The organism is Streptomyces sp. RPT161, from assembly GCF_027533845.1.
Classification (GTDB): Bacteria; Actinomycetota; Actinomycetes; order Streptomycetales; family Streptomycetaceae; genus Streptantibioticus_A; species Streptantibioticus_A silvisoli_A.
The window spans coordinates 168,083-187,663 of sequence record NZ_JAPZVN010000002.1; the positions used below are offsets into that span (position 1 = coordinate 168,083).

The 19,581-nt window shown below is 71.1% G+C and carries 19 protein-coding genes; 14 read left to right on the forward strand and 5 right to left on the reverse strand.

Annotation, left to right across the window (positions count from 1 at the left end):
- The first annotated feature begins 42 nt into the window (after window positions 1-42).
- Both O5O46_RS05270 and O5O46_RS05275 read left to right on the forward strand, forming a co-directional pair.
- The gene (locus O5O46_RS05270) at window positions 43-402 is read left to right on the forward strand and encodes a histidine triad nucleotide-binding protein (protein WP_269854056.1); all 360 of its coding nucleotides are present in this window, start codon (window positions 43-45) and stop codon (window positions 400-402) included.
- 54 nt (window positions 403-456) lie between these two features.
- Complete coding sequence (locus O5O46_RS05275; RefSeq protein ID WP_269854057.1) at window positions 457-1,362, forward strand: ribonuclease Z; 906 nt, start codon at window positions 457-459, stop codon at window positions 1,360-1,362.
- Between the two features lie 116 nt (window positions 1,363-1,478).
- Here the strand turns inward: O5O46_RS05275 and O5O46_RS05280 are convergent, their stop codons facing one another.
- On the reverse strand, window positions 1,479-2,204 hold the full coding sequence (locus O5O46_RS05280; RefSeq protein WP_269854058.1) for an MgtC/SapB family protein: 726 nt from the start codon (window positions 2,202-2,204) through the stop codon (window positions 1,479-1,481).
- 102 nt (window positions 2,205-2,306) lie between these two features.
- Here O5O46_RS05280 and O5O46_RS05285 point away from each other — a divergent pair, with 102 nt between their 5' ends.
- Both O5O46_RS05285 and O5O46_RS05290 read left to right on the forward strand, forming a co-directional pair.
- Window positions 2,307-3,305, forward strand: a complete 999-nt coding sequence (locus O5O46_RS05285) for an adenosine deaminase (RefSeq protein ID WP_269854059.1) — start codon at window positions 2,307-2,309, stop codon at window positions 3,303-3,305.
- A gap of 89 nt (window positions 3,306-3,394) precedes the next feature.
- The gene (locus O5O46_RS05290) at window positions 3,395-5,548 is read left to right on the forward strand and encodes an HAD-IIB family hydrolase (protein WP_269854060.1); all 2,154 of its coding nucleotides are present in this window, start codon (window positions 3,395-3,397) and stop codon (window positions 5,546-5,548) included.
- Here O5O46_RS05290 and O5O46_RS05295 read toward each other — a convergent pair.
- The gene (locus tag O5O46_RS05295) at window positions 5,453-6,772 is read right to left on the reverse strand and encodes a 6-phospho-beta-glucosidase (RefSeq protein ID WP_269854061.1); all 1,320 of its coding nucleotides are present in this window, start codon (window positions 6,770-6,772) and stop codon (window positions 5,453-5,455) included. The genes O5O46_RS05290 and O5O46_RS05295 overlap by 96 nt on opposite strands.
- Window positions 6,773-7,000: 228 nt before the next feature.
- Between O5O46_RS05295 and O5O46_RS05300 the strand changes: the two genes are divergently transcribed.
- The 6 genes from O5O46_RS05300 (at window position 7,001) to era (ending at window position 12,796) form a co-directional block, all read left to right on the forward strand.
- Window positions 7,001-8,086 (forward strand): carbohydrate kinase family protein, encoded by a 1,086-nt coding sequence (locus tag O5O46_RS05300; RefSeq protein WP_269854062.1) that lies wholly within the window; start codon window positions 7,001-7,003, stop codon window positions 8,084-8,086.
- Between the two features lie 291 nt (window positions 8,087-8,377).
- The gene (locus O5O46_RS05305; RefSeq protein WP_269854063.1) at window positions 8,378-9,418 is read left to right on the forward strand and encodes a PhoH family protein; all 1,041 of its coding nucleotides are present in this window, start codon (window positions 8,378-8,380) and stop codon (window positions 9,416-9,418) included.
- A 13-nt stretch (window positions 9,419-9,431) separates the two neighbouring features.
- A complete protein-coding gene (gene ybeY / locus O5O46_RS05310; protein ID WP_269854064.1) occupies window positions 9,432-9,929 on the forward strand; it encodes an rRNA maturation RNase YbeY in 498 nt (165 codons plus the stop codon).
- A gap of 5 nt (window positions 9,930-9,934) precedes the next feature.
- A complete protein-coding gene (locus O5O46_RS05315; RefSeq protein WP_443072393.1) occupies window positions 9,935-11,236 on the forward strand; it encodes a hemolysin family protein in 1,302 nt (433 codons plus the stop codon).
- A gap of 226 nt (window positions 11,237-11,462) precedes the next feature.
- Complete coding sequence (locus O5O46_RS05320; protein ID WP_269854065.1) at window positions 11,463-11,813, forward strand: cytidine deaminase; 351 nt, start codon at window positions 11,463-11,465, stop codon at window positions 11,811-11,813.
- A 41-nt stretch (window positions 11,814-11,854) separates the two neighbouring features.
- Complete coding sequence (era, locus tag O5O46_RS05325) at window positions 11,855-12,796, forward strand: GTPase Era (RefSeq protein ID WP_443072394.1); 942 nt, start codon at window positions 11,855-11,857, stop codon at window positions 12,794-12,796.
- 63 nt (window positions 12,797-12,859) lie between these two features.
- On the opposite strand, the gene O5O46_RS05330 is transcribed toward era, so the two are convergent.
- Together O5O46_RS05330 and O5O46_RS05335 are read right to left on the reverse strand one after the other, a co-directional pair.
- The gene (locus tag O5O46_RS05330; RefSeq protein ID WP_269854067.1) at window positions 12,860-13,126 is read right to left on the reverse strand and encodes a protealysin inhibitor emfourin; all 267 of its coding nucleotides are present in this window, start codon (window positions 13,124-13,126) and stop codon (window positions 12,860-12,862) included.
- A gap of 9 nt (window positions 13,127-13,135) precedes the next feature.
- Window positions 13,136-14,254 (reverse strand): M4 family metallopeptidase, encoded by a 1,119-nt coding sequence (locus O5O46_RS05335; RefSeq protein ID WP_269854068.1) that lies wholly within the window; start codon window positions 14,252-14,254, stop codon window positions 13,136-13,138.
- 310 nt (window positions 14,255-14,564) lie between these two features.
- Between O5O46_RS05335 and leuA the strand changes: the two genes are divergently transcribed.
- From leuA to O5O46_RS05355, 4 genes are all read left to right on the forward strand, one after another.
- Window positions 14,565-16,334 carry a 2-isopropylmalate synthase gene (gene leuA, locus O5O46_RS05340; protein WP_269854069.1) on the forward strand — a complete coding sequence of 590 codons (1,770 nt, stop codon included), beginning with the start codon at window positions 14,565-14,567 and terminating at the stop codon, window positions 16,332-16,334.
- Between the two features lie 249 nt (window positions 16,335-16,583).
- Window positions 16,584-17,303: a TerB family tellurite resistance protein gene (locus tag O5O46_RS05345; RefSeq protein ID WP_443072395.1), complete on the forward strand. Its 720-nt coding sequence runs from the start codon at window positions 16,584-16,586 to the stop codon at window positions 17,301-17,303.
- 76 nt (window positions 17,304-17,379) lie between these two features.
- Window positions 17,380-18,159, forward strand: coding sequence for a DNA repair protein RecO (gene recO, locus O5O46_RS05350; RefSeq protein WP_269854070.1), 780 nt, complete (start codon window positions 17,380-17,382; stop codon window positions 18,157-18,159).
- 26 nt (window positions 18,160-18,185) lie between these two features.
- Window positions 18,186-19,013: an isoprenyl transferase gene (locus O5O46_RS05355; RefSeq protein WP_269854071.1), complete on the forward strand. Its 828-nt coding sequence runs from the start codon at window positions 18,186-18,188 to the stop codon at window positions 19,011-19,013.
- 70 nt (window positions 19,014-19,083) lie between these two features.
- Here the strand turns inward: O5O46_RS05355 and O5O46_RS05360 are convergent, their stop codons facing one another.
- Window positions 19,084-19,491, reverse strand: coding sequence for a Fur family transcriptional regulator (locus tag O5O46_RS05360; RefSeq protein WP_269854571.1), 408 nt, complete (start codon window positions 19,489-19,491; stop codon window positions 19,084-19,086).
- Window positions 19,492-19,581 lie beyond the last annotated feature (90 nt).

The window sequence follows — 19,581 nt, forward strand, 5'->3', positions numbered from 1 at the left end:
AGCATGCGCCCCGTAGGTCACACACCCGAGGGAGACACATCCGTGCCGGGAGAACCGCAGGCCGACTGCCTGTTCTGCAAGATCGTGAGCGGGGACGTGCCCGCGACCATCGTCCGGGAGACCGACACGACGGTCGCGTTCCGCGACATCAACCCGCAGGCCCCCACGCACGTTCTCGTCATCCCCAAGGCCCACTACCAGGACGCGGCCAGCCTCGCGGCCGGTGCGCCGGAACTGTGCGCGGACATACTGCGTGAGGCGGGCGCGGTCGCCGCCGACGACAAGGTGGACGGTACCGGCTACCGCATCGTCTTCAACACCGGTTCCGGCGCGGGCCAGACGGTCTGGCACGCCCACGCCCACGTACTCGGCGGCCGCGGCTTCAACTGGCCGCCCGGATAGGCCCACCCGTCGCCCACCACCCTCAACGGGCGCTTCGCGCCGCGGGACAGTCCCTTGTCACAACGAGAACTCATCGTTCTGGGCACCGCCAGCCAGGTGCCCACCCGGCACCGCAACCACAACGGCTACGTGCTGCGTTGGGACGGTGAAGGCATCCTGTTCGACCCCGGCGAAGGCACTCAGCGGCAGATGCTGCACGCCGGGGTCGCCGCGCACGACCTCACCCGGATCTGCGTCACCCACTTCCACGGTGACCACTGCCTGGGGCTCGCCGGGGTCATCCAGCGCATCAACCTCGACCGGGTTCCGCACCCGGTCACCGCCTACTACCCGGCCAGCGGACAGCGGTTCTTCGAACGCCTGCGGTACGCCACCGCGTACCGGGAGACCGTGCGGCTGCGTGAGCAACCCATCGCGCAGGGCGGCGCGTTGACCACCACCCAGGGCTTCACGTTGTACGCCCGCAGACTGGACCACCCGGTGGAGTCCTTCGGGTACCGCCTGGTGGAGCCGGACAGCCGGCGGATGCTGCCTGAGCGGCTCGCCGAGCTGGGGATCCAGGGGCCGGACATCGGGCGGTTGCAGCGCGAGGGCGAGTTGCGCGGGGTGCTGCTGGAGGACGTCAGCGAGCCGCGGCGTGGGCAGCGGTTCGCGTTCGTGATGGACACACGGCTGTGCAACGCGGTCTTCGCCCTCGCCGAGGACTGCGACCTGCTGGTCATCGAGTCGACGTTCCTCGACGAGGACGAGCCGTTGGCCACCGAGCACGGCCACCTGACGGTGGGGCAGGCCGCCCGGGTCGCCGCGTTCTGCGGGGTGCGGCATCTGGTGCTCACGCACTTCTCGCAGCGGTACCCGGATCCCGCGGTCTTCGCCCAGCAGGCGCGGGCCGCCGGTTTCACCGGCGAGTTGACCATCGCCCGGGACCTGGACCGTATCCCGGTGCCCAAGCGGGTCTAGGCCGCGGCGCGCCGTGACCGCCGGTCCGGTCCGTCGGGGTTCGCGCCGTCGTGGTGGAAGGGGGTGCCGGGGGCAGACCCCCAACGCCCCCCGAAACAGGGGTGAAGCCCCAGGGCCTACGCGTCCGCTGCCGAGTCCTCGTCGGACGAGTCCGCCAGATGCCAGTGGAGATCGCGGATCCCCGGCTCCAGGGACAGCCTGGAGACGAGTTGCTCCAGGCCCCGGGCCGGGTCGCCGGTGACGCTCACCACCGCCTGGAGGCGGGTGCTCTCCGACTGGTCGCGGCGGGCCCGCAGCGCGGTCGGGGCGAGCCCCACCGCGCCGAGTGCCTGAAGCAGCAGTGCGCGGATGTGCGTCTCGTCACGCCGGTCGCAGACCAGATGCACGGTGGCGTGCGCCGGACCGGTGTCCGGGTCGTCCTGCGGCACCCGGTCGATCAGCCGCCCGGCGGGCCGCAGCAGCAGATGGACGCCGATGACCGCCAGCGTCCCCAGCACGGCCAGCGACAGCCGGCCGGAGGCGGCCAGCACACCGACCGCCGCCGAACACCACAGAGTGGCCGCCGTGTTCAGCCCCCGTACGCTCGCGCCCTCGCGCAGGATCACCCCACCGCCGAGGAAGCCGATGCCGGAGACCACATAGGAGGCCACCCGGGTCGGGCTGCCGGTGTCCCCGGCCGCCACGCTGTAGAGCACGAACAGCGTCGCGCCCGTCGCGACCAGGGCGTTCGTCCGCAGCCCGGCCATCCGGGCGCGCCACTGCCGCTCGACGCCGATCAGTGCGCCGCAACCCAGGCCGGTGATGAGCCGGACGACGAAGTCCGCGGTGGACAGGGCGTGCATGGGCGCACCTCCTCGAAGACGGGGGCGGGACGGATCCGGCCCGCTCGGAACAGCTCTTTGCGTGCTCACGCGAATATATCGACGGCACATTACGATGGCGGAATGCCTGCGAAGCCCCTGCCCAAGGCCGAACTTCACCTGCACATCGAAGGCACCCTCGAACCCGAGCTGGCATTCGCCCTCGCCGAGCGCAACGGTGTCACCCTGCCCTACGCCACCACCGAGGAACTGCGCCGCGCGTACTCCTTCAAGGACCTTCAGTCCTTTCTGGATCTGTACTACGCGTTGATGGCCGTGCTGCGAACCGAGGATGACTTCGCGGAGCTGGTCGACGCCTATCTGGCCCGCGCCGCCGCGCAGGGTGTGCGGCACGCCGAGATCTTCTTCGACCCGCAGGCGCACACCGCGCGCGGGGTGCCGATCGGCACGGTCATCGAGGGGCTCGCGCGCGCGCTGGACGGCAGCGAGACGCGGTACGGCATCAGCACCCGGTTGATCATGTGCTTCCTGCGCGACGAGTCCGGGCAGTCCGCCCTGGAGACCTTCGAGGCCGCCAGGCCGCATCTGCACCGCATCTGCGGGGTCGGGCTGGACTCCGCCGAGGTCGGCAACCCGCCGTCGAAGTTCCGGGAGGTCTTCCAGCGCGCGGCGGACGCCGGACTGCACCGGGTGGCGCACGCGGGCGAGGAGGGGCCGGCCGATTACATCACCGAGGCGCTGGACGTCCTCGGCGTGGAGCGGATCGACCACGGGCTGCGCTGCCTTGAGGACCCGGCGCTGGTCGAGCGGCTGGCCCGGGACCGGGTGCCGCTCACCGTGTGCCCGCTGTCCAACGTGCGGCTGCGCTGCGTCGATCGGCTGGCCGACCATCCGCTGCCCGCGATGCTGGCCGCCGGGTTGCTGGTCACCGTCAACTCCGACGACCCGTCGTACTTCGGCGGCTACGTGGACGACAACTTCACCGCGATCCGCGAGGCGCTGCGCCTCGACGACGAGACGCTGCGGACGCTGGCCGCCAACTCCTTCCATGCGGCGTTCCTGGACGACCGGGCCAGGCACAACTACCTGGCGGAGGTGGCCGCCCACACGTTCGTGCGGTGACCGCGGCCCTTGGGGCACCCGAACGGCCGTCACTCACCGCGCACTTCAGATAGCGTTCCGCTCGTGTTCATTCGCGATGCGGGCGCCGTATGAAGATCCTGGTCGCCGACCTGGACGGCACACTCCTCGGCGGCAGTACGGAGGACCGGCGCGCGCTTCGCGCCGCGCTGGACCACCACCCGGACGTCACGGTGGTCTTCGCCACCGGCCGAGGACTGCCCTCGGTCCGCGCGGCGCTGCGCGACCCGCTGCTGCCCCGGCCGCGCTGGATCATCGCCGACGTCGGAGCGAGCGTCATCGACGGCGCCGACCTGACCCCGGTCACCGCGCTGCAGCGGCGGCTGCGGGTCGGCTGGCCCGGCGCCGAACGGGTGCGCGCCGCGCTGCGCCGCTTCCCGGAACTGGTCTACCAGGACGGGGTGGCGCAGGACGCCCGCTGCTCGTACTACCTTGCCCCCGAGCGGCTGACGCCTGAGATCACCGACGCGGTACGGGAGTTGGGCTGCGACTGGCTGTACTCGGCGGAACGCTACTTCGACGTGCTGCCGCCGGGCGTGGACAAGGGCGCCGCGCTCGCGGCGCTGGCCGGCGAACAGCACTGGCCGATGACCTCGGTGCTGGTCGCGGGGGACTCGCTCAACGACCTGTCGCTGTTCCGGCTCGGCGCGCACGGTGTGGTGGTCGGCAACGCCGAGCCCGACTTGCTCGCGGCGGTTCCGGCGGACGGCACCGTGCTGTGTTCCGACCGGCCCGGAGCGGCCGGTGTGCTGGCGGGACTGGAGGAACGCGGCTGGGTGGAGGGCCGGTATCCGCTGGTCGTCGGCTACCACCGGCCTCCGGTGCACTGGACGCCCGACGGATGGCGGCAGCCGTCAAGCCCGAACGGCATCCTGCCCACCCTGCGCAGTGCGCTCACCGGCGACCCGCGGGCGGTGTGGGCGACGGCCGCGGTCCTCGACGGCGACGACGCGCCCGTCCTCGACGGGCACGGCAGCGGGCTGCCGCTGGCATTCCTGCGGTTGGACCCCGAGGAGTGGGCCGGGTACTTCCACCGTGCCTGCAAGGAGACGCTGTGGCCGCTGCTGATGTCCCAGCCCGAGCGGCTGCGCTTCGACCCGGACGCCTGGACGTCCTACCGCCGGGTCAACGCGCGGTTCGCCGAGCACATCAGCGACCACGCCGCCGTTGGCGCGACGGTCTGGCTGCACGACTACAACCTGTGGCTGGTGCCCGGACTGCTGCACACCGCGCGGCCCGATCTGCGGCTCGGACTGTTCCACCACACCGCGTTCCCGCCGCCGGATGTCTTCGACCAACTCCCCACCGCCGCCGAGGTCCGTGCCTCCCTCGGCCGCCTGGACTGGGCCGGGTTCCACACCGCCGACTTCGCCGAGCACTTCCGGCGGACCCTCGCGGGCGTACCCCGGCCGCCGCGACTCGGCGTGCATCCGCTGGGCATCGACCGCGACGCCATCGAGGCACTGGCCCGCGACCGTATGCCGCGACGCGGGGCGCAGGACGGGCCGCTGGTGCTCTCCGTCGAGCGGCTGGACTACGCCAAGGCGCCGGTGCAGAAGGTCGAGGCGGTGGCGGCGCTGCTGGCCCGCTGCCCGCGACTGCGCGGCCGACTGCGCTTCCGGCTGGTGTGCCCGCCCCCGGAACCCGGCATCACCGCCTACGACATGACCCGGGCCGCCCTCGAACGCCGTGTCACCGAGGTCAACAGCGCCTGGGCGACCGGCGGTTGGCGGCCCGTCGAGTACCTGCCGCACAACCTGCCGTTCGCCGAGGTGGTCGACCACTACCTCGCCGCCGACGTGTTCTGGGTGACCTCCTTACAGGACGGCATGAACCTCACCGCCAAGGAGTTCATCGCCGCCCAGGCCGCCTGCGGGCTGAGCGGGGTGCTGGTGCTCTCCCGGCACACCGGTGCCGCCGCGCGGCTGGGCGGCGCGGCACTTCTCACCGACCCGGGCTCCCCCGAGGACCTCGTCGACACCCTGCACCGGGCCGTCACCCTCGCCCCCGCGGAACGCCGCGCCCGGCTGGCCCGTCTCGCCCGGCTCCTGGGGCGCGAACACCCCGCGCAGTGGGCGGCACGGATCATCGCCGCGATCCAGGGCCAGGACCCGGACCGGCGGACGGAGTCACTTGATGCCCGCCCGGTCCAGGATGCGGGCGGCCACCGCCACCGAGTCCACCAGCGGGTGCGTGGCCATCGCACGCAGCGCGGCGGTACGTGAACCGGTCTGCGCCGCCTCGATCGTGGCCCGCTCGACCGCCTTCACCGACAGCATCAGCCCCGCCTGGTGGGCGTCCGGGGCGGCGACCGGCAGCGGCCGTACGCCGTCCGCGTCGACCGCACAGGGCACCTCGACCACGGCGTCGGCGTCCAGCACCCCGACCGTCCCGGCGTTGGGCACGTTGAGGATCAGCGTGGCGCGTTCGTCGTGGGCAATCGCCCGCATCAGGGCGAGCGCCACCCGGTCGTAGCCGCCGCCCTCCAGGTCCTCGGCGTCCCGCTCCCAACCGCCGGACGCCGCACGGCTCGCGGCGCCGTAGGTCACCTCGCGCTCCAGGCGGGTGCGCTCCCACAGCTCGGGGGCGTTGGCGGGCTCCGCCGCCGCGCGCCTGAAGAACTCGGCCTGCTGGCGTTCCAGGAACTCACCGCGGGTGGTCTCGGCGGACCGGACCGCCTCGATCGCCTCACGGGTGAAGTAGTAGTAGTGCAGGTACTCGTTGGGAATCGAGCCCAGGGTGCGCAGCCACTGCGGGCCGAACAGCCTGCCCTCCTCGAACGAGGCCAACGCCGCCTCGTCGTCCAGCAGTTGGGGCAGCAGGTCCCGCCCGCCGGACTCCAACCGGCGCAGCCAGCCGAGGTGGTTGAGGCCCACGTAGTCGTAACCCACCGTGTCCGGATCGGCTCCCGCGGCCCGTGCCGCCCGCCGTACCAGGCCCACCGGCGAGTCGCAGATGCCGATCACCCGCTGTCCCAGCACACGGTGCATCGCCTCCGTCACCATTCCCGCCGGATTGGTGAAGTTGATCACCCAGGCGTCCGGCGCCACCACCCGCACGCGCTCGGCGATGTTGACCGCCTCCGGCAGTATCCGCAGCCCGTACAGCACCCCGCCCGCGCCCACCGTCTCCTGGCCGAGGACGCCCTCGGTCAGCGGGATCCGCTCGTCGCGCACCCGCCCCGCCATACCGCCCATCCGGATCGCGGAGAAGACGAAGTCCGCGCCGCGCAGCGCGTCGTCCAGGCTCTGGGCGATCCGCACGATGGGCGCGCCGGGAGCGCTGTGCGCCTGTGCGGCCAGTACGCAGGCGATCACCGACAGCCGCTGGTGGTCGGTGTCGTACAGCACCAACTCCTTGACAGCACCCGGCGATCCCGGCTCCGCGAACAGGGACCGGTACACCAGCGGGACGCGGAAACCGCCACCGCCGAGAATCGTCAGCCGCATACTGCCTCCTTCTTCGGTTCGCTTCCGCGCCCCCGCGGCGGGGGCGCGGAACGAGTACGCCGTCCGCGGGCCGGTGGCGGCGGGGAGCGATGCCCACCGGTTCCCTCTTCGACTCCTTCCGGCGGCAGCCTGGTCGTGCGTCCTGTAATGCTGCCTTCACCGCGTACCCCGTTCTTCTGGGGCACAGTGTGCAGCACGCGATCACGCGCACGCCGGAAGGAGCCACTGGTGGCAGACCAACCCGTCCTCGACCCGCTCGCCGCGGTCCGCACCCCGGCCGATCCGGCGACGGATGTGTATCTGACCGGAACCGTGTTCCTGGACATCATCTTCACCGGCCTGGACAGCGCCCCGGTGCGCGGTACCGAGTCCTGGGCCCGGGGAATGGGCTCCAGCCCCGGTGGCGTGGCCAACATGGCCACCGCGCTCGCCCGGTTGGGCCTGCGCACCTCGCTCGCGGCGGCGTTCGGCGACGACATGTACGGCGACTACTGCTGGGAGAGCCTGGAGCAGGACGAGGGCATCGACCTGTCGCTGTCCCGGCGGGTGCCCGGCTGGCACTCTCCGGTCACCGTCTCCATGGCGTACGAGGGCGAACGGACCATGGTCAGCCACGGCCACGAGGCGCCGCCCCCGGAGGAGCCCGCGCCGGTGTGCCCGCCGCCCGCCCGGGCCTGCGTGGCCTCCCTGAGCCCCGGGCGCCGGGAGGAGTGGATCGGGCACGCCGCCCGGCACGGCAGCCGGATCTTCGCCGACGTCGGCTGGGACGACTCGGGGCGCTGGGACCCCGGAGACCTGTCCGACCTGCGGCACTGCGAGGCGTTCCTGCCGAACGCGGCCGAGGCGATGCGCTACACCCGCACCGAGTGCCCGCGCCGGGCCGCCCGCAAGCTCGCCGAACTGGTGCCGCTGGCGGTCGTCACTTTGGGCGAACAGGGCGCTTACGCGGTTGACTCGGCGAGTGGTGAGGCCGCGGAGGTGCCCGCGCTCACCGTGGACGCCCTCGATCCGACCGGCGCCGGTGACGTGTTCGTGGCCGGGTTCATCGCCGGCACGCTCGCCAACTGGCCGCTCGTCAACCGGCTCGCCTTCGCCAGTCTGACCGCGGCGCTGTCCGTCCAGGAGTTCGGCGGCTCGCTCGCCGCCCCCGGCTGGATCGAGATCGCCGCCTGGTGGCAGCACGCCAAGCACTACGACGACCAGGACCGCACCGCGCTGCGCCGCTACGCCTTCCTCGACGACCTGCTGCCCACCGCCGCCCGCCCCTGGCCGCTGCGCCGCGCGGTGCCGACCATCGGCTTCCGGCAGCAGTAGTGACCCCGTCCAGTGGTACCGGAGGGCGAGCGGTGATCGTCCGGATCGACGCGGGCTGGATCCCGCGCGTCCCGTCCGCGTCGATCCGGGTCGATCCGGTCATCCGGCCGGAAAAGGCCGACCTGCGTCGCACCGCGCTCGCGCTGCGCGGACGGGCGGTCCGAGCGGTCCTTGGGAACGGGGGTGGAAAACCTCTCGGGCCTGACCGCGGCGCGTCGTACCCTTGAACCCCAGGCCCTAACAGGCATGTCGAGTACGGAAGCGGGACCAGAAGGCCGCAGAGCCTCGCCCATGACACAGACACCCACGCAGCAGCAACCGCAGGCGCGCGCACACTTCGTCGTACCGGCCAAGCACCCCATGGTCACCGTCCTGGGATCGGGTGATTCGCTGCTGCGCGTGATCGAGCGGGCGTTCCCCACCGTGGACATCCATGTACGTGGCAATGAGATCAGCGCTGCCGGGAACTCGGCGGAAGTCGCCCTGGTGCAGCGCCTTTTCGACGAGATGATGCTGGTGCTGCGCACCGGCGCGCCGATGACGGAGGACGCAGTGGAGCGGTCGATCGCCATGCTCCGGCAGGACAGCGGACCGGACGGGCTGGAGGAGACCCCCGCCCAGGTCCTCACCCAGAACATCCTCTCCAGCCGCGGCCGCACCATCCGCCCCAAGACGCTCAACCAGAAGCGGTACGTCGACGCGATCGACAAGCACACCATCGTCTTCGGCATCGGCCCGGCCGGTACCGGCAAGACCTATCTGGCGATGGCCAAGGCCGTCCAGGCGCTCCAGTCCAAGCAGGTCAACCGGATCATCCTCACCCGGCCCGCCGTGGAGGCGGGCGAGCGGCTCGGCTTCCTGCCCGGCACGCTCTACGAGAAGATCGACCCGTACCTGCGCCCGCTGTACGACGCGCTGCACGACATGATCGACCCCGACTCGATCCCCCGGCTGATGGCGAACGGCACCATCGAGGTCGCCCCGCTCGCCTACATGCGCGGCCGTACCCTCAACGACGCCTTCATCATCCTCGACGAGGCCCAGAACACCTCCGCCGAGCAGATGAAGATGTTCCTGACCCGCCTGGGCTTCGACTCCAAGATCGTCATCACCGGCGACATCACCCAGGTCGACCTGCCCGGCGGCACCAAGAGCGGGCTGCGGCAGGTCGTGGAGATCCTGGACGGCGTCCAGGACGTCCACTTCGCCCGGCTCACCAGCACCGACGTGGTCCGCCACAAGCTGGTCGGACGGATCGTGGACGCCTACGAGGCCTATGACAACCGCAACGGCAGCCATACCCGCGGCGGCCGGGCCAGCAAGGGAAAGTAAAAGACACCGCACCATGGCGATCGACGTCAACAACGAGTCCGGCTGGGAGATCGACGAGCAGTCGGTGCTCGAAGTCGCCCGTTACGCACTCCAGCGCATGCGCATCCACCCCATGTCAGAGCTCTCGATCATCGTCGTGGACGCCGACGCCATGGAACAGCTGCACATCCAGTGGATGGACCTGCCAGGTCCCACCGATGTGATGTCCTTCCCGATGGACGAGCTGCGTCCGCCGGGCAAGGACGACGAGGAGCCGCCGCAGGGCCTGCTCGGCGACATCGTGCTGTGCCCGGAGGTGGCCAAGAAGCAGGGCGAGCAGGCTGCCACCCAGCACTCGATGGACGAGGAGCTGCAACTGCTCACCGTCCACGGCGTGCTGCACCTGCTCGGCTACGACCACGAGGAGCCGGGCGAGAAGGCCGAGATGTTCGGCCTGCAGAAGGCGATCCTGGACGACTGGCGCGCGGAGCGCGGCGTCGAAGGGCCCTCCCCGGCCCCCACCATCCACTGACCGCCGTGATCATCGCAAGCGTCCTTCTCGTCGTCATCGCCTGGCTCGCCGCCTGTGCCGAGGCGGGCCTGGCCCGCACCTCGCGGTTCCGCGCGGAGGAGGCGGCCAGGGCCGGGCGGCGCGGCAGCGCCAAGCTGCTGGCGGTCGCCTCCGACCCCACCCGCTACCTCAATGTGGCGCTGCTGGTGCGGGTCGGCTGCGAGATGGCCGCCGCGGTCTTCATCACCGCGGTCTGCCTGCGTTCCTTCGACCGGACCTGGCAGGCGCTGACGGTCACCATCGCTGTGATGGTGCTGGTCAGCTATGTCGCGGTGGGCGTCTCACCGCGCACCATCGGCCGCCAGCACCCGCTGAACACCGCCACGGCCGCCGCGTACGTGCTGCTGCCGCTGGCCCGCATCATGGGGCCGGTGCCCAAGCTGCTCATCCTGATCGGTAACGCGCTCACCCCCGGCAGGGGCTTTCGGCAGGGGCCGTTCGCCTCCGAGGCGGAGCTGCGCGCCCTGGTCGACCTCGCCGAGCAGGACTCGCTGATCGAGGACGAGGAGCGCCGCATGGTGCACTCGGTCTTCGAACTCGGTGACACGATCGTGCGCGAGGTGATGGTGCCGCGCACCGACCTGATCATGATCGAGCGGACGAAGACGCTCCGTCAGGCGCTCACCCTCGCGCTGCGCAGCGGCTTCTCGCGCATCCCGGTCACCGGTGAGAACGAGGACGACGTGGTCGGCATGGTCTATCTCAAGGACCTGGCGCGGCGCGTGCACATCAACCGCGAGTCGGAGAACGACCCCGTCACCACGGTGATGCGGCCCGCCACGTTCGTTCCCGACACCAAGAACGCGGGCGACCTGCTGCGGGAGATGCAGCGGGACCGCAACCACGTCGCGGTCGTCATCGACGAGTACGGCGGTACCGCCGGGATCGTCACCATCGAGGACATCCTCGAGGAGATCGTCGGCGAGATCACCGACGAGTACGACCGCGAACTGCCGCCGGTCGAGGACCTCGGCGACGGCAGCTTCCGCGTCACCTCCCGGCTGGACATCGGCGACCTCGGCGAGCTGTACGGGGTGAAGCTGGACGACGAGGACGTGGAGACGGTCGGCGGTCTGCTCGCCAAGGCCCTTGGCCGGGTGCCGATTCCGGGCGCCAGCGCGGTGGTGGAACTGCCCGAGGAGGCCGGGTACTCGCCCCACGCACCGGGGGCACTGCGCCTTACGGCGGAGTCCCCGTCGGGCCGCAGGAACCGGATCGGCACGGTGTTGGTGGAGCCCGTCGAGGTTTCGAGGGGTTCGGGGGAGTAGCCGACTCACCGGCGCCGCGGCGCACGAACTGCCCGTCGCCAGCGAGGAGTTCGCGGAGCCGCGGGCGCGCGGTGACGTGCGGCCCAGTGGGCGGATGGTGAAGGGGATCCCGCATCCGGTCGGTTCGCCGCGTTTCGAGAGAAGTTCCAGCGGCCGTCCTCGCCGGAGGGGCGTCGGGAAACCCTCCGCCCGCCGGTCGGCTCAACGTCCGCCGTATGCTCGCTCCATGAGCGACGCAGCAGCCATCGACCCCGAGGACCGCAAGATCATCACGCTGGCCCGCTCGGTGCGCGCCCGCAACGGCGTGCCCGAGGGCGCGGCCGTACGGGACGAGACGGGCCGTACGTATGTCGCCGGGACGGTGGACCTGGCCTCGCTGAAGCTGAGCGCGCTGGCCACCGCCGTGGCGATGGCGGTGGCCAGCGGCGCGAAGTCCCTGGAGGCGGCGGCCGTGGTCAGCGACGCGGAGGCCGTCCCGGCCGAGGACCAGGCGATCGTCCGCGACCTGGGCGGTTCCGGCACGCCCGTCTTCCTGGCGGCGGCGGAGGGTAACCTGCGCACCCGTCTGGAGGCATGACGCGGCCGGACCATCGCCGCCCATCAGGGACAATGGGCGGCATGAGCGTTCGCACAGATTCCCCGCAGAACTCCCACCGAGCCGGTTTCGCCTGCTTCGTCGGTCGGCCCAACGCGGGCAAGTCCACCCTCACGAACGCTCTGGTCGGCCAGAAGGTGGCGATCACCTCCAACCGTCCGCAGACCACCCGGCACACCGTGCGCGGCATCGTGCACCGCCCGGACGCCCAGCTCGTCCTGGTGGACACCCCCGGACTGCACAAGCCGCGCACGCTGCTCGGCGAGCGGCTCAACGACGTCGTGCGGACCACCTGGTCCGAGGTCGACGTGATCGGCTTCTGCCTGCCCGCCGACCAGAAGCTCGGCCCCGGTGACCGGTTCATCGCCAAGGAACTGGCGGAGATCAAGAAGACCCCGAAGGTCGCCATCGTCACCAAGACCGACCTGGTCGACTCCGAGCAGCTCGCCGCCCAGCTGATCGCCATCGATCAGCTCGGCAGGGAACTCGGCATCGAGTGGGCGGAGATCGTTCCGGTGTCCGCGGTGGGCGACAAGCAGATCTCGCTCCTCGCCGACCTGCTGGTTCCGCTGCTCCCGGAGGGGCCCGCGCTCTACCCCCAGGGCGACCTCACCGACGAGCCGGAGCAGGTCATGGTGGCCGAGCTGATCCGCGAGGCGGCCCTGGAGGGCGTACGGGACGAGCTGCCGCACTCGATCGCGGTCGTCGTCGAGGAGATGCTGCCGCGCGAGGGCCGCCCGGAGAACAAGCCGCTGGTCGACGTGCACGCCAACATCTACATCGAACGCCCCAGCCAGAAGGGCATCATCATCGGCCCCAAGGGCGCCCGCCTGAAGGAGGTCGGCACCAAGGCCCGCAAGCACATCGAGGCGCTCCTCGGCACACCGGTCTTCCTGGACCTGCATGTGAAGGTCGCCAAGGACTGGCAGCGCGACCCCAAGCAGTTGCGGAAGCTGGGTTTTTGAGCCGACCGGCGGCGGGCGGCATCGACTCCGGCCGCCAGGCTCAACGAGGCGGGCGTGACGGCCTCACGCCCGCTCGCCCAACACCCTTGAGATCAGCTCCCGTTGGGGTGCGGACAGGTGGGGGTCCGCGCAGTACGCCTTGATGCCGTCCACCTCGAGTTCGTAGTCGAAACCGTCCGGCACCCCGGCCGGCCGGTCCGGTCGGCCGTCCGACAGGGCGGCCACGGCCAGGGACCGCAGCCGCGCCTCGTCGTGGCGGCCGGTGGTGTCCAGCTCCGCCCGACGGGTGATCCCGGCGAATCCGCCGGTTCTCGTCACCGCTATCCGCATGCTCTACGCCTACCCCTGCGACGAGGACGGCGCACCCTCGGGGGCCGCCTGGCGGGGGAGTGCGGCGCTGGCCGCCACGCCGACCTGGGACCAGGCCTTGAGCACCGCCTGGTGCTCCTCTCCGTCCCCGTACCGGGCGTGCGCCGCCGCCGCGGTGGCCCTGGCGAAGTCGGCGAAGTCGGCGTCCGACGCGAGCCGGCCGCCGGTGAGGGTGTCGTACCAGATCTGCCCGGCGCGCTCCCAGCTGTGCCCGCCGAGCGTGGCGGCGACCAGGTAGAAGGCGTGGTTCGGGATGCCGGAGTTGATGTGCACGCCGCCGTTGTCCTGCGAGGTGCTGACATAGCCGTCCATGGTGGCGGGCTGCGGGTCCTTGCCGAGCGCCGGGTCGTCGTAGGCGGTCCCCGGCGCCTTCATCGAGCGCAGCGCGACCCCGTGGATCCCGGGTGCCAGAACGTCCGCGCCGATCAGCCAGTCGGCCTGGTCGGCGGTCTGCCCGAGCGCGTACTGCTTGATGATCGAGCCGAACACGTCGGAGACCGACTCGTTGAGCGCCCCGGACTGCCCGAAGTACTGGAGGTTCGCCGAGTACTGGGTGACGCCGTGCGTCAGCTCGTGCCCGATCACGTCGACGGACCCGGTGAAGTCCTGGAAGATCCGCCCGTCGCCGTCGCCGAAGACCATCTGCCTGCCGTCCCAGAAGGCGTTGTTGTAGCCCTGCCCGTAGTGGACGCTGGCGTTCAGGGGAAGGCCCCGGCCGTCGACGGAGTGCCGTCGGTACGCCTTCAGATAGAACTCGAAGGTGGCGCCGAGCCCGTCGTAGGCGTGGTTGACCGGCTGGTCCTTGACCGGACCCGCGCCCTCCGCGCGCACCTCGGCACCGGGCAGCGTCTGCTCGTGCCCGGCGTCGTAGATGGTGCGGTTCGGCCGGTCGGCCACCGCTTCGGCGACGGCGGACTCGACGGCCACCGGGGCGCCGATCCGACGCCGGGTGCGGTGCACGGCGTCCAGCTCCAGCGTGTACCGCGCCGGAACGTGTACTTCGGGATCCTCGTGCCGGGCGAGCGACTCCAGCAGGTGCGGCGGGACGATGGGGCAGAAGACGGGACGGTGGGCAGGCACGTTGGTCATGCCCCGCAATCTGGCATCGCGTAGCAGCGTTGTCACGGTACGTGCCCGTAATTGACGAGAACGAGTGGAAGATTCGGGTTTACCCCCTGTTGGCCCGCCGTCTTGCATACTGAGAGGAACCGGGCTTCTCCTGTGCGCGGTGGGGCCTGCCGGGCTAGGCTTCCCACACCATGCGTTTCGGGCTGCTTCTTCTTAGCTGCCGCGGCGAGGGCCTGTAGTCGAGGCCGACCCCCTCCCCGCGGAGTTCGGTGATGCGCGAATCCCGCCCCCGTCGGCCGTCCGAGCCAACAGGACTCTGGAGCCTCACAGCATGAGCAGCACCCCCAACAGCGTCGGCAGGCCCACGCCCATCACCGCCGCCACGGTCCGCCAGCGCCCGTCCGGGATGCCGATCCACCGCTACCGCCCGTACGAGTCGGTGCGGATCCCCGACCGCACCTGGCCGGAGAAGCGGATCACCAAGGCGCCGCGGTGGCTCTCCACCGACCTGCGGGACGGCAACCAGGCGCTGATCGACCCGATGTCCCCGGCCCGCAAGCGGGCGATGTTCGACCTGCTGGTCAGCATGGGCTACAAGGAGATCGAGGTCGGCTTCCCCTCGTCCGGTGAGACCGACTTCGCGTTCGTGCGCTCCATCATCGAAGAGGGCGCGATCCCGGAGGACGTGACGATCTCCGTCCTGACCCAGGCCCGCGAGGAGCTGATCGAGCGCACCGTGGAGTCGCTGCGCGGCGCGCCGCGCGCCACCGTGCACCTGTACAACGCGACCGCCCCGCTGTTCCGCCGGGTGGTCTTCCGCGGCGGCCGCGAGGAGACCAAGCAGATCGCGGTGGACGGCACCCGGCTGGTGATGGAGTACGCCGACAAGATCCTCGGCGACCAGACGGTCTTCGGCTACCAGTACAGCCCGGAGATCTTCACCGACACCGAACTGGACTTCGCGCTGGAGGTCTGCGAGTCGGTGATGGACGTCTGGCAGCCGGAGGACGGCCGCGAGATCATCCTCAACCTGCCCGCCACAGTGGAGCGTTCGACCCCGAGCACGCACGCCGACCGGTTCGAGTGGATGTCGCGGAACCTCTCCCGCCGCGAGCACGTCTGCCTGTCCGTGCACCCGCACAACGACCGCGGCACCGCGGTCGCCGCCGCCGAACTGGCCATCATGGCCGGGGCCGACCGCATCGAGGGCTGCCTGTTCGGCCAGGGCGAGCGCACCGGCAACGTCGACCTGGTCACCCTGGGAATGAACCTGTTCTCCCAGGGAGTCGACCCGCAGATCGACTTCTCGCGGATCGACGACATCCGCCGCACCGCCGAGTACTGCAACCAGATGGAGGTCCACCCGCGCCACCCCTACGCGGGCGACCTGGTCTACACCGCCTTCTCCGGCTCCCACCAGGACGCCATCAAGAAGGGCTTCGAGGCGCTGGAATCGGACGCGGCGGCGCAGGGCAAGGGCGTTGACGAGATCGAGTGGGCGGTGCCCTACCTGCCCATCGACCCCAAGGACGTGGGCCGTTCCTACGAGGCCGTGATCCGGGTCAACTCCCAGTCCGGCAAGGGCGGTATCGCCTACGTACTGAAGAACGACCACAAGCTGGACCTGCCGCGCCGGATGCAGATCGAGTTCTCGAAGATCATCCAGAACAAGACCGACGCCGAGGGCGGCGAGGTCACCCCGGCCGAGATCTGGGCGGTCTTCCAGGACGAGTACCTGCCGATGCCGGACAACGCCTGGGGCCGGATCGCGCTGCGTTCCGCGCAGACCTCGACCACCAACGACGGCGGCGACGCGCTCACCGTCGAGGCGGTGGTGGACGGCACCGAGACCGTGCTGACCGGTACCGGCAACGGCCCGCTGGCCGCCTTCGTCGACGCGCTGGCCGCCACCGGGGTGGACGTACGGGTCCTGGACTACGCCGAGCACGCGCAGACCGAGGGCGCGGCGGCCCAGGCCGCCTCCTACGTGGAGTGCGCGATCGACGGCAAGGTGCTGTGGGGCGTCGGCATCGACGCCAACATCGTGCGGGCCTCGATCAAGGCCGTGGTCTCGGCGGTCAACCGCGCGTACCGCGACTGACCCGACGGACGACCCGCGCGGTCCCGGCCGCCAACGCGGCGGCCGGGACCGCGTTTTCGTGACCGGATGAGTACGCGGTACTGACCGCACGTCATCTGTGTGGCTAACATCACTCCAACACGGCGCCGTTGCCGGAGCGTTACTTCCGCGCTGAGCCGCGCTGCGCTGCCTCCGGCGCCCGTGCCGTGGAACGCGATCGGACATCGCGGAAGTTCGCACGTGCCAGGACGAGCCGCCGGAGGGTGCATCGTGGGCCTGCCATCGCTGGAACCGCGCTGTCGGGGCCGATTCGGCTGGGGGGTGCGCACCGTCTGGCAAACCGAGGGCGACGGTGAGTTCTACTGCCCCAACTGCGGCGGCGACCGCAACTACTGCCGCCGCACCGGTGTGCGGCGGTTCACCGTGCTGGGCATCCCGCTGCTGTCCCGCGGCTCGGCGGGCACCATCGCCGAGTGCGGCGTCTGCCACCGCCGCTACGGGCTCGACGTACTGGACGCGCCGACCAGCAGCCGCTTCTCCGCGATGCTGCGGGACGCGGTGCACACCATCGCCCTCGCGGTGCTCACCGCGGGCGGCGCCGGATCCCGGCAGGCCCGGCAGACCGCGCTGGAGGCGGTGCGCGAGGCCGGGTTCAGCGACTGCACCGAGGACCAGCTGATCGGTCTGCTGGCCGCGCTCGCCGCGGACGAGGGGCGGCTGCCCGGCTCGTACGACTCGCTGGCCGGCGCCCTGGACGGTTGCGGGACCTGGCTGTCGATCGAGCTGCACGAGGCCCTGGAACCGCTCACCAGGCACCTCGCCCCGCAGGGCCGGGAGCGGGTGCTGCTCCAGGGCGCCCGCATCGCGCTCGCCGACGGTCCGTACCTGCCCGCCGAACGCGAGGCGCTGGCCGCCGTCGGCCGCTCGTTGCGGCTGCCCGCGGAGGACACCGACCGACTCCTGGAGGCCGCCGCCCGCACCCCGTCGTAGGCGACAATGGCTCCATGCTGCGTTCTTCCGGGGGACCGCCCCCGCACCCCCGGCCGAGCCTCCGTGGCGGCGGGCGATGAGCCTGTTCCGCGACGACGGCGTGGTCCTGCGCACCCAGAAGCTGGGGGAGGCCGACCGGATCGTCACCATCCTCACCCGGCGCCAGGGCCGAGTGCGCGCGGTGGCCAGGGGAGTGCGGCGCACCAAGTCGAAGTTCGGCGCCCGGCTGGAGCCGTTCTCCCATGTCGACGTGCAGTTCTTCGCCCGTGGCGGGGAACTGGTGGGCCGCGGGCTGCCGCTGTGCACCCAGGTCGAGTCGATCGCCGCCTACGGCAGCGAGATCGTCACCGACTACGCCCGCTACACCGCGGGTACGGCGATGCTGGAGACCGCCGAGCGGTTCACCGATCACGAGGGTGAACCCGCCGTGCAGCAGTACCTGCTGTTGGTCGGCGGGCTGCGTACGCTGGCCGGCGGGGCGCACGATCCGCGGCTGGTGCTGGACGCCTTCCTGCTGCGTTCGCTCGCGGTCAACGGCTACGCGCCCAGCTTCGAGGCCTGCGCCAAATGCGGACTGCCCGGCCCGAACCGTTTCTTCTCGGTCGCATCGGGCGGAGTGGTGTGCGGCCAGTGCCGGGTACCCGGCAGCGTCGTACCCTCTCCGGAGTCGCTGGAACTGCTGGGCGCGCTGCTCACCGGGGACTGGGAGACCGCGGACGCCTGCGAGGACCGCCACTCCCGGGAGGGCAGCGGGATCGTGGCCGCGTACCTGCAGTGGCATCTGGAGCGCGGGCTGCGTTCGCTGCGGTTCGTGGAGAACGCCGCGGGCCTGGGGCGAAGCCCGCAGACCTTCTAGAAACAGGAAAGTAGGGAACAACGCACATGGCACGTCGTGGGATCCTCGGCCGGGGCCGACGCGAGTACCAGACGCCGGAGCCGCACCCGTCGGGCGCGCGGCCGCCGAAGATCCCCGGCGAGCTGGTGCCCAACCATGTCGCGATCGTCATGGACGGGAACGGCCGCTGGGCGAAGCAGCGCGGCCTGCCGCGCACCGAGGGCCACAAGGTCGGCGAGGGCGTTGTGCTCGACGTGCTCAGGGGCTGCATCGAGATGGGCGTCAAGAACCTCTCGCTGTACGCCTTTTCCACGGAGAACTGGAAGCGGTCGCCGGAGGAGGTCCGCTTCCTGATGAACTTCAACCGCGATGTGATCCGGCGTCGCCGCGACGAGATGGACGCGATGGGCATCCGGATCCGGTGGACCGGACGGATGCCGAAGCTGTGGAAGTCCGTGGTCCAGGAGCTCCAGGTCGCCCAGGAGCAGACCAAGGACAACGACGTCATGACGTTGTACTTCTGCGTCAACTACGGCGGCCGGGCGGAGATCGCGGACGCGGCGGCGAAGCTGGCGGCGGACGTCAAGGCGGGCCGGCTCGACCCGTCCAAGGTCAACGAGAAGACTCTGGCCAAGTACATGTACTACCCGGACATGCCGGACGTCGACCTGTTCGTCCGCCCGTCCGGTGAGCAGCGCACGTCCAACTACCTGATCTGGCAGAGCGCTTACGCGGAGATGGTGTTCCAGGACGTTCTCTGGCCGGATTTCGACCGCCGCGACCTGTGGCGGGCGTGTCTGGAGTACGCCTCCCGTGACCGGCGCTTCGGCGGAGCGGTGCCGAACCCGGACGGACTCGGGGCTTCGGGGGCCTAGCCCCGGAAGTGGTCCGGGGCGCGGCTTCGCGACGGGGGAGCCGGGGGCCTCGCCCCCGGAACCACCTCGACTACTTCCGCGCGCACTCCGCGCAGGTGCCGAAGATCTCGATGGTGTGGTCCACGTCCACGTAGCCGTGCTCGGTGGCGATCGCGTCGGCCCACTTCTCGACCGCGGGCCCCTCGACCTCGACGGCCTTGCCGCAGCCGCGGCAGACCAGGTGGTGATGGTGGCCGCTGCTGCACCGGCGGTAGACGGCCTCGCCGTCGCTGGTGCGCAGCACGTCCACCTCACCGGCGTCGGCGAGCGACTGCAGGGTCCGGTAGACGGTGGTCAGGCCCACCGAGTCGCCGCGGTGCCGCAGCAGATCATGCAGTTCCTGGGCGCTGCGGAACTCGTCGACCTCCGCGAGGGCGGCCGACACGGCAGCGCGCTGGCGGGTGGCGCGTCCCTGGACGGGGGGGTTGGCGGTGGCCACGGTCTCGTCCTCCTCGTTCCGGCTCGCTCCCATTGTGCCAGTGGTTGATGATCGTAAAGCGAATCCGATTTGGTCAGGAGCCCTCGGGCG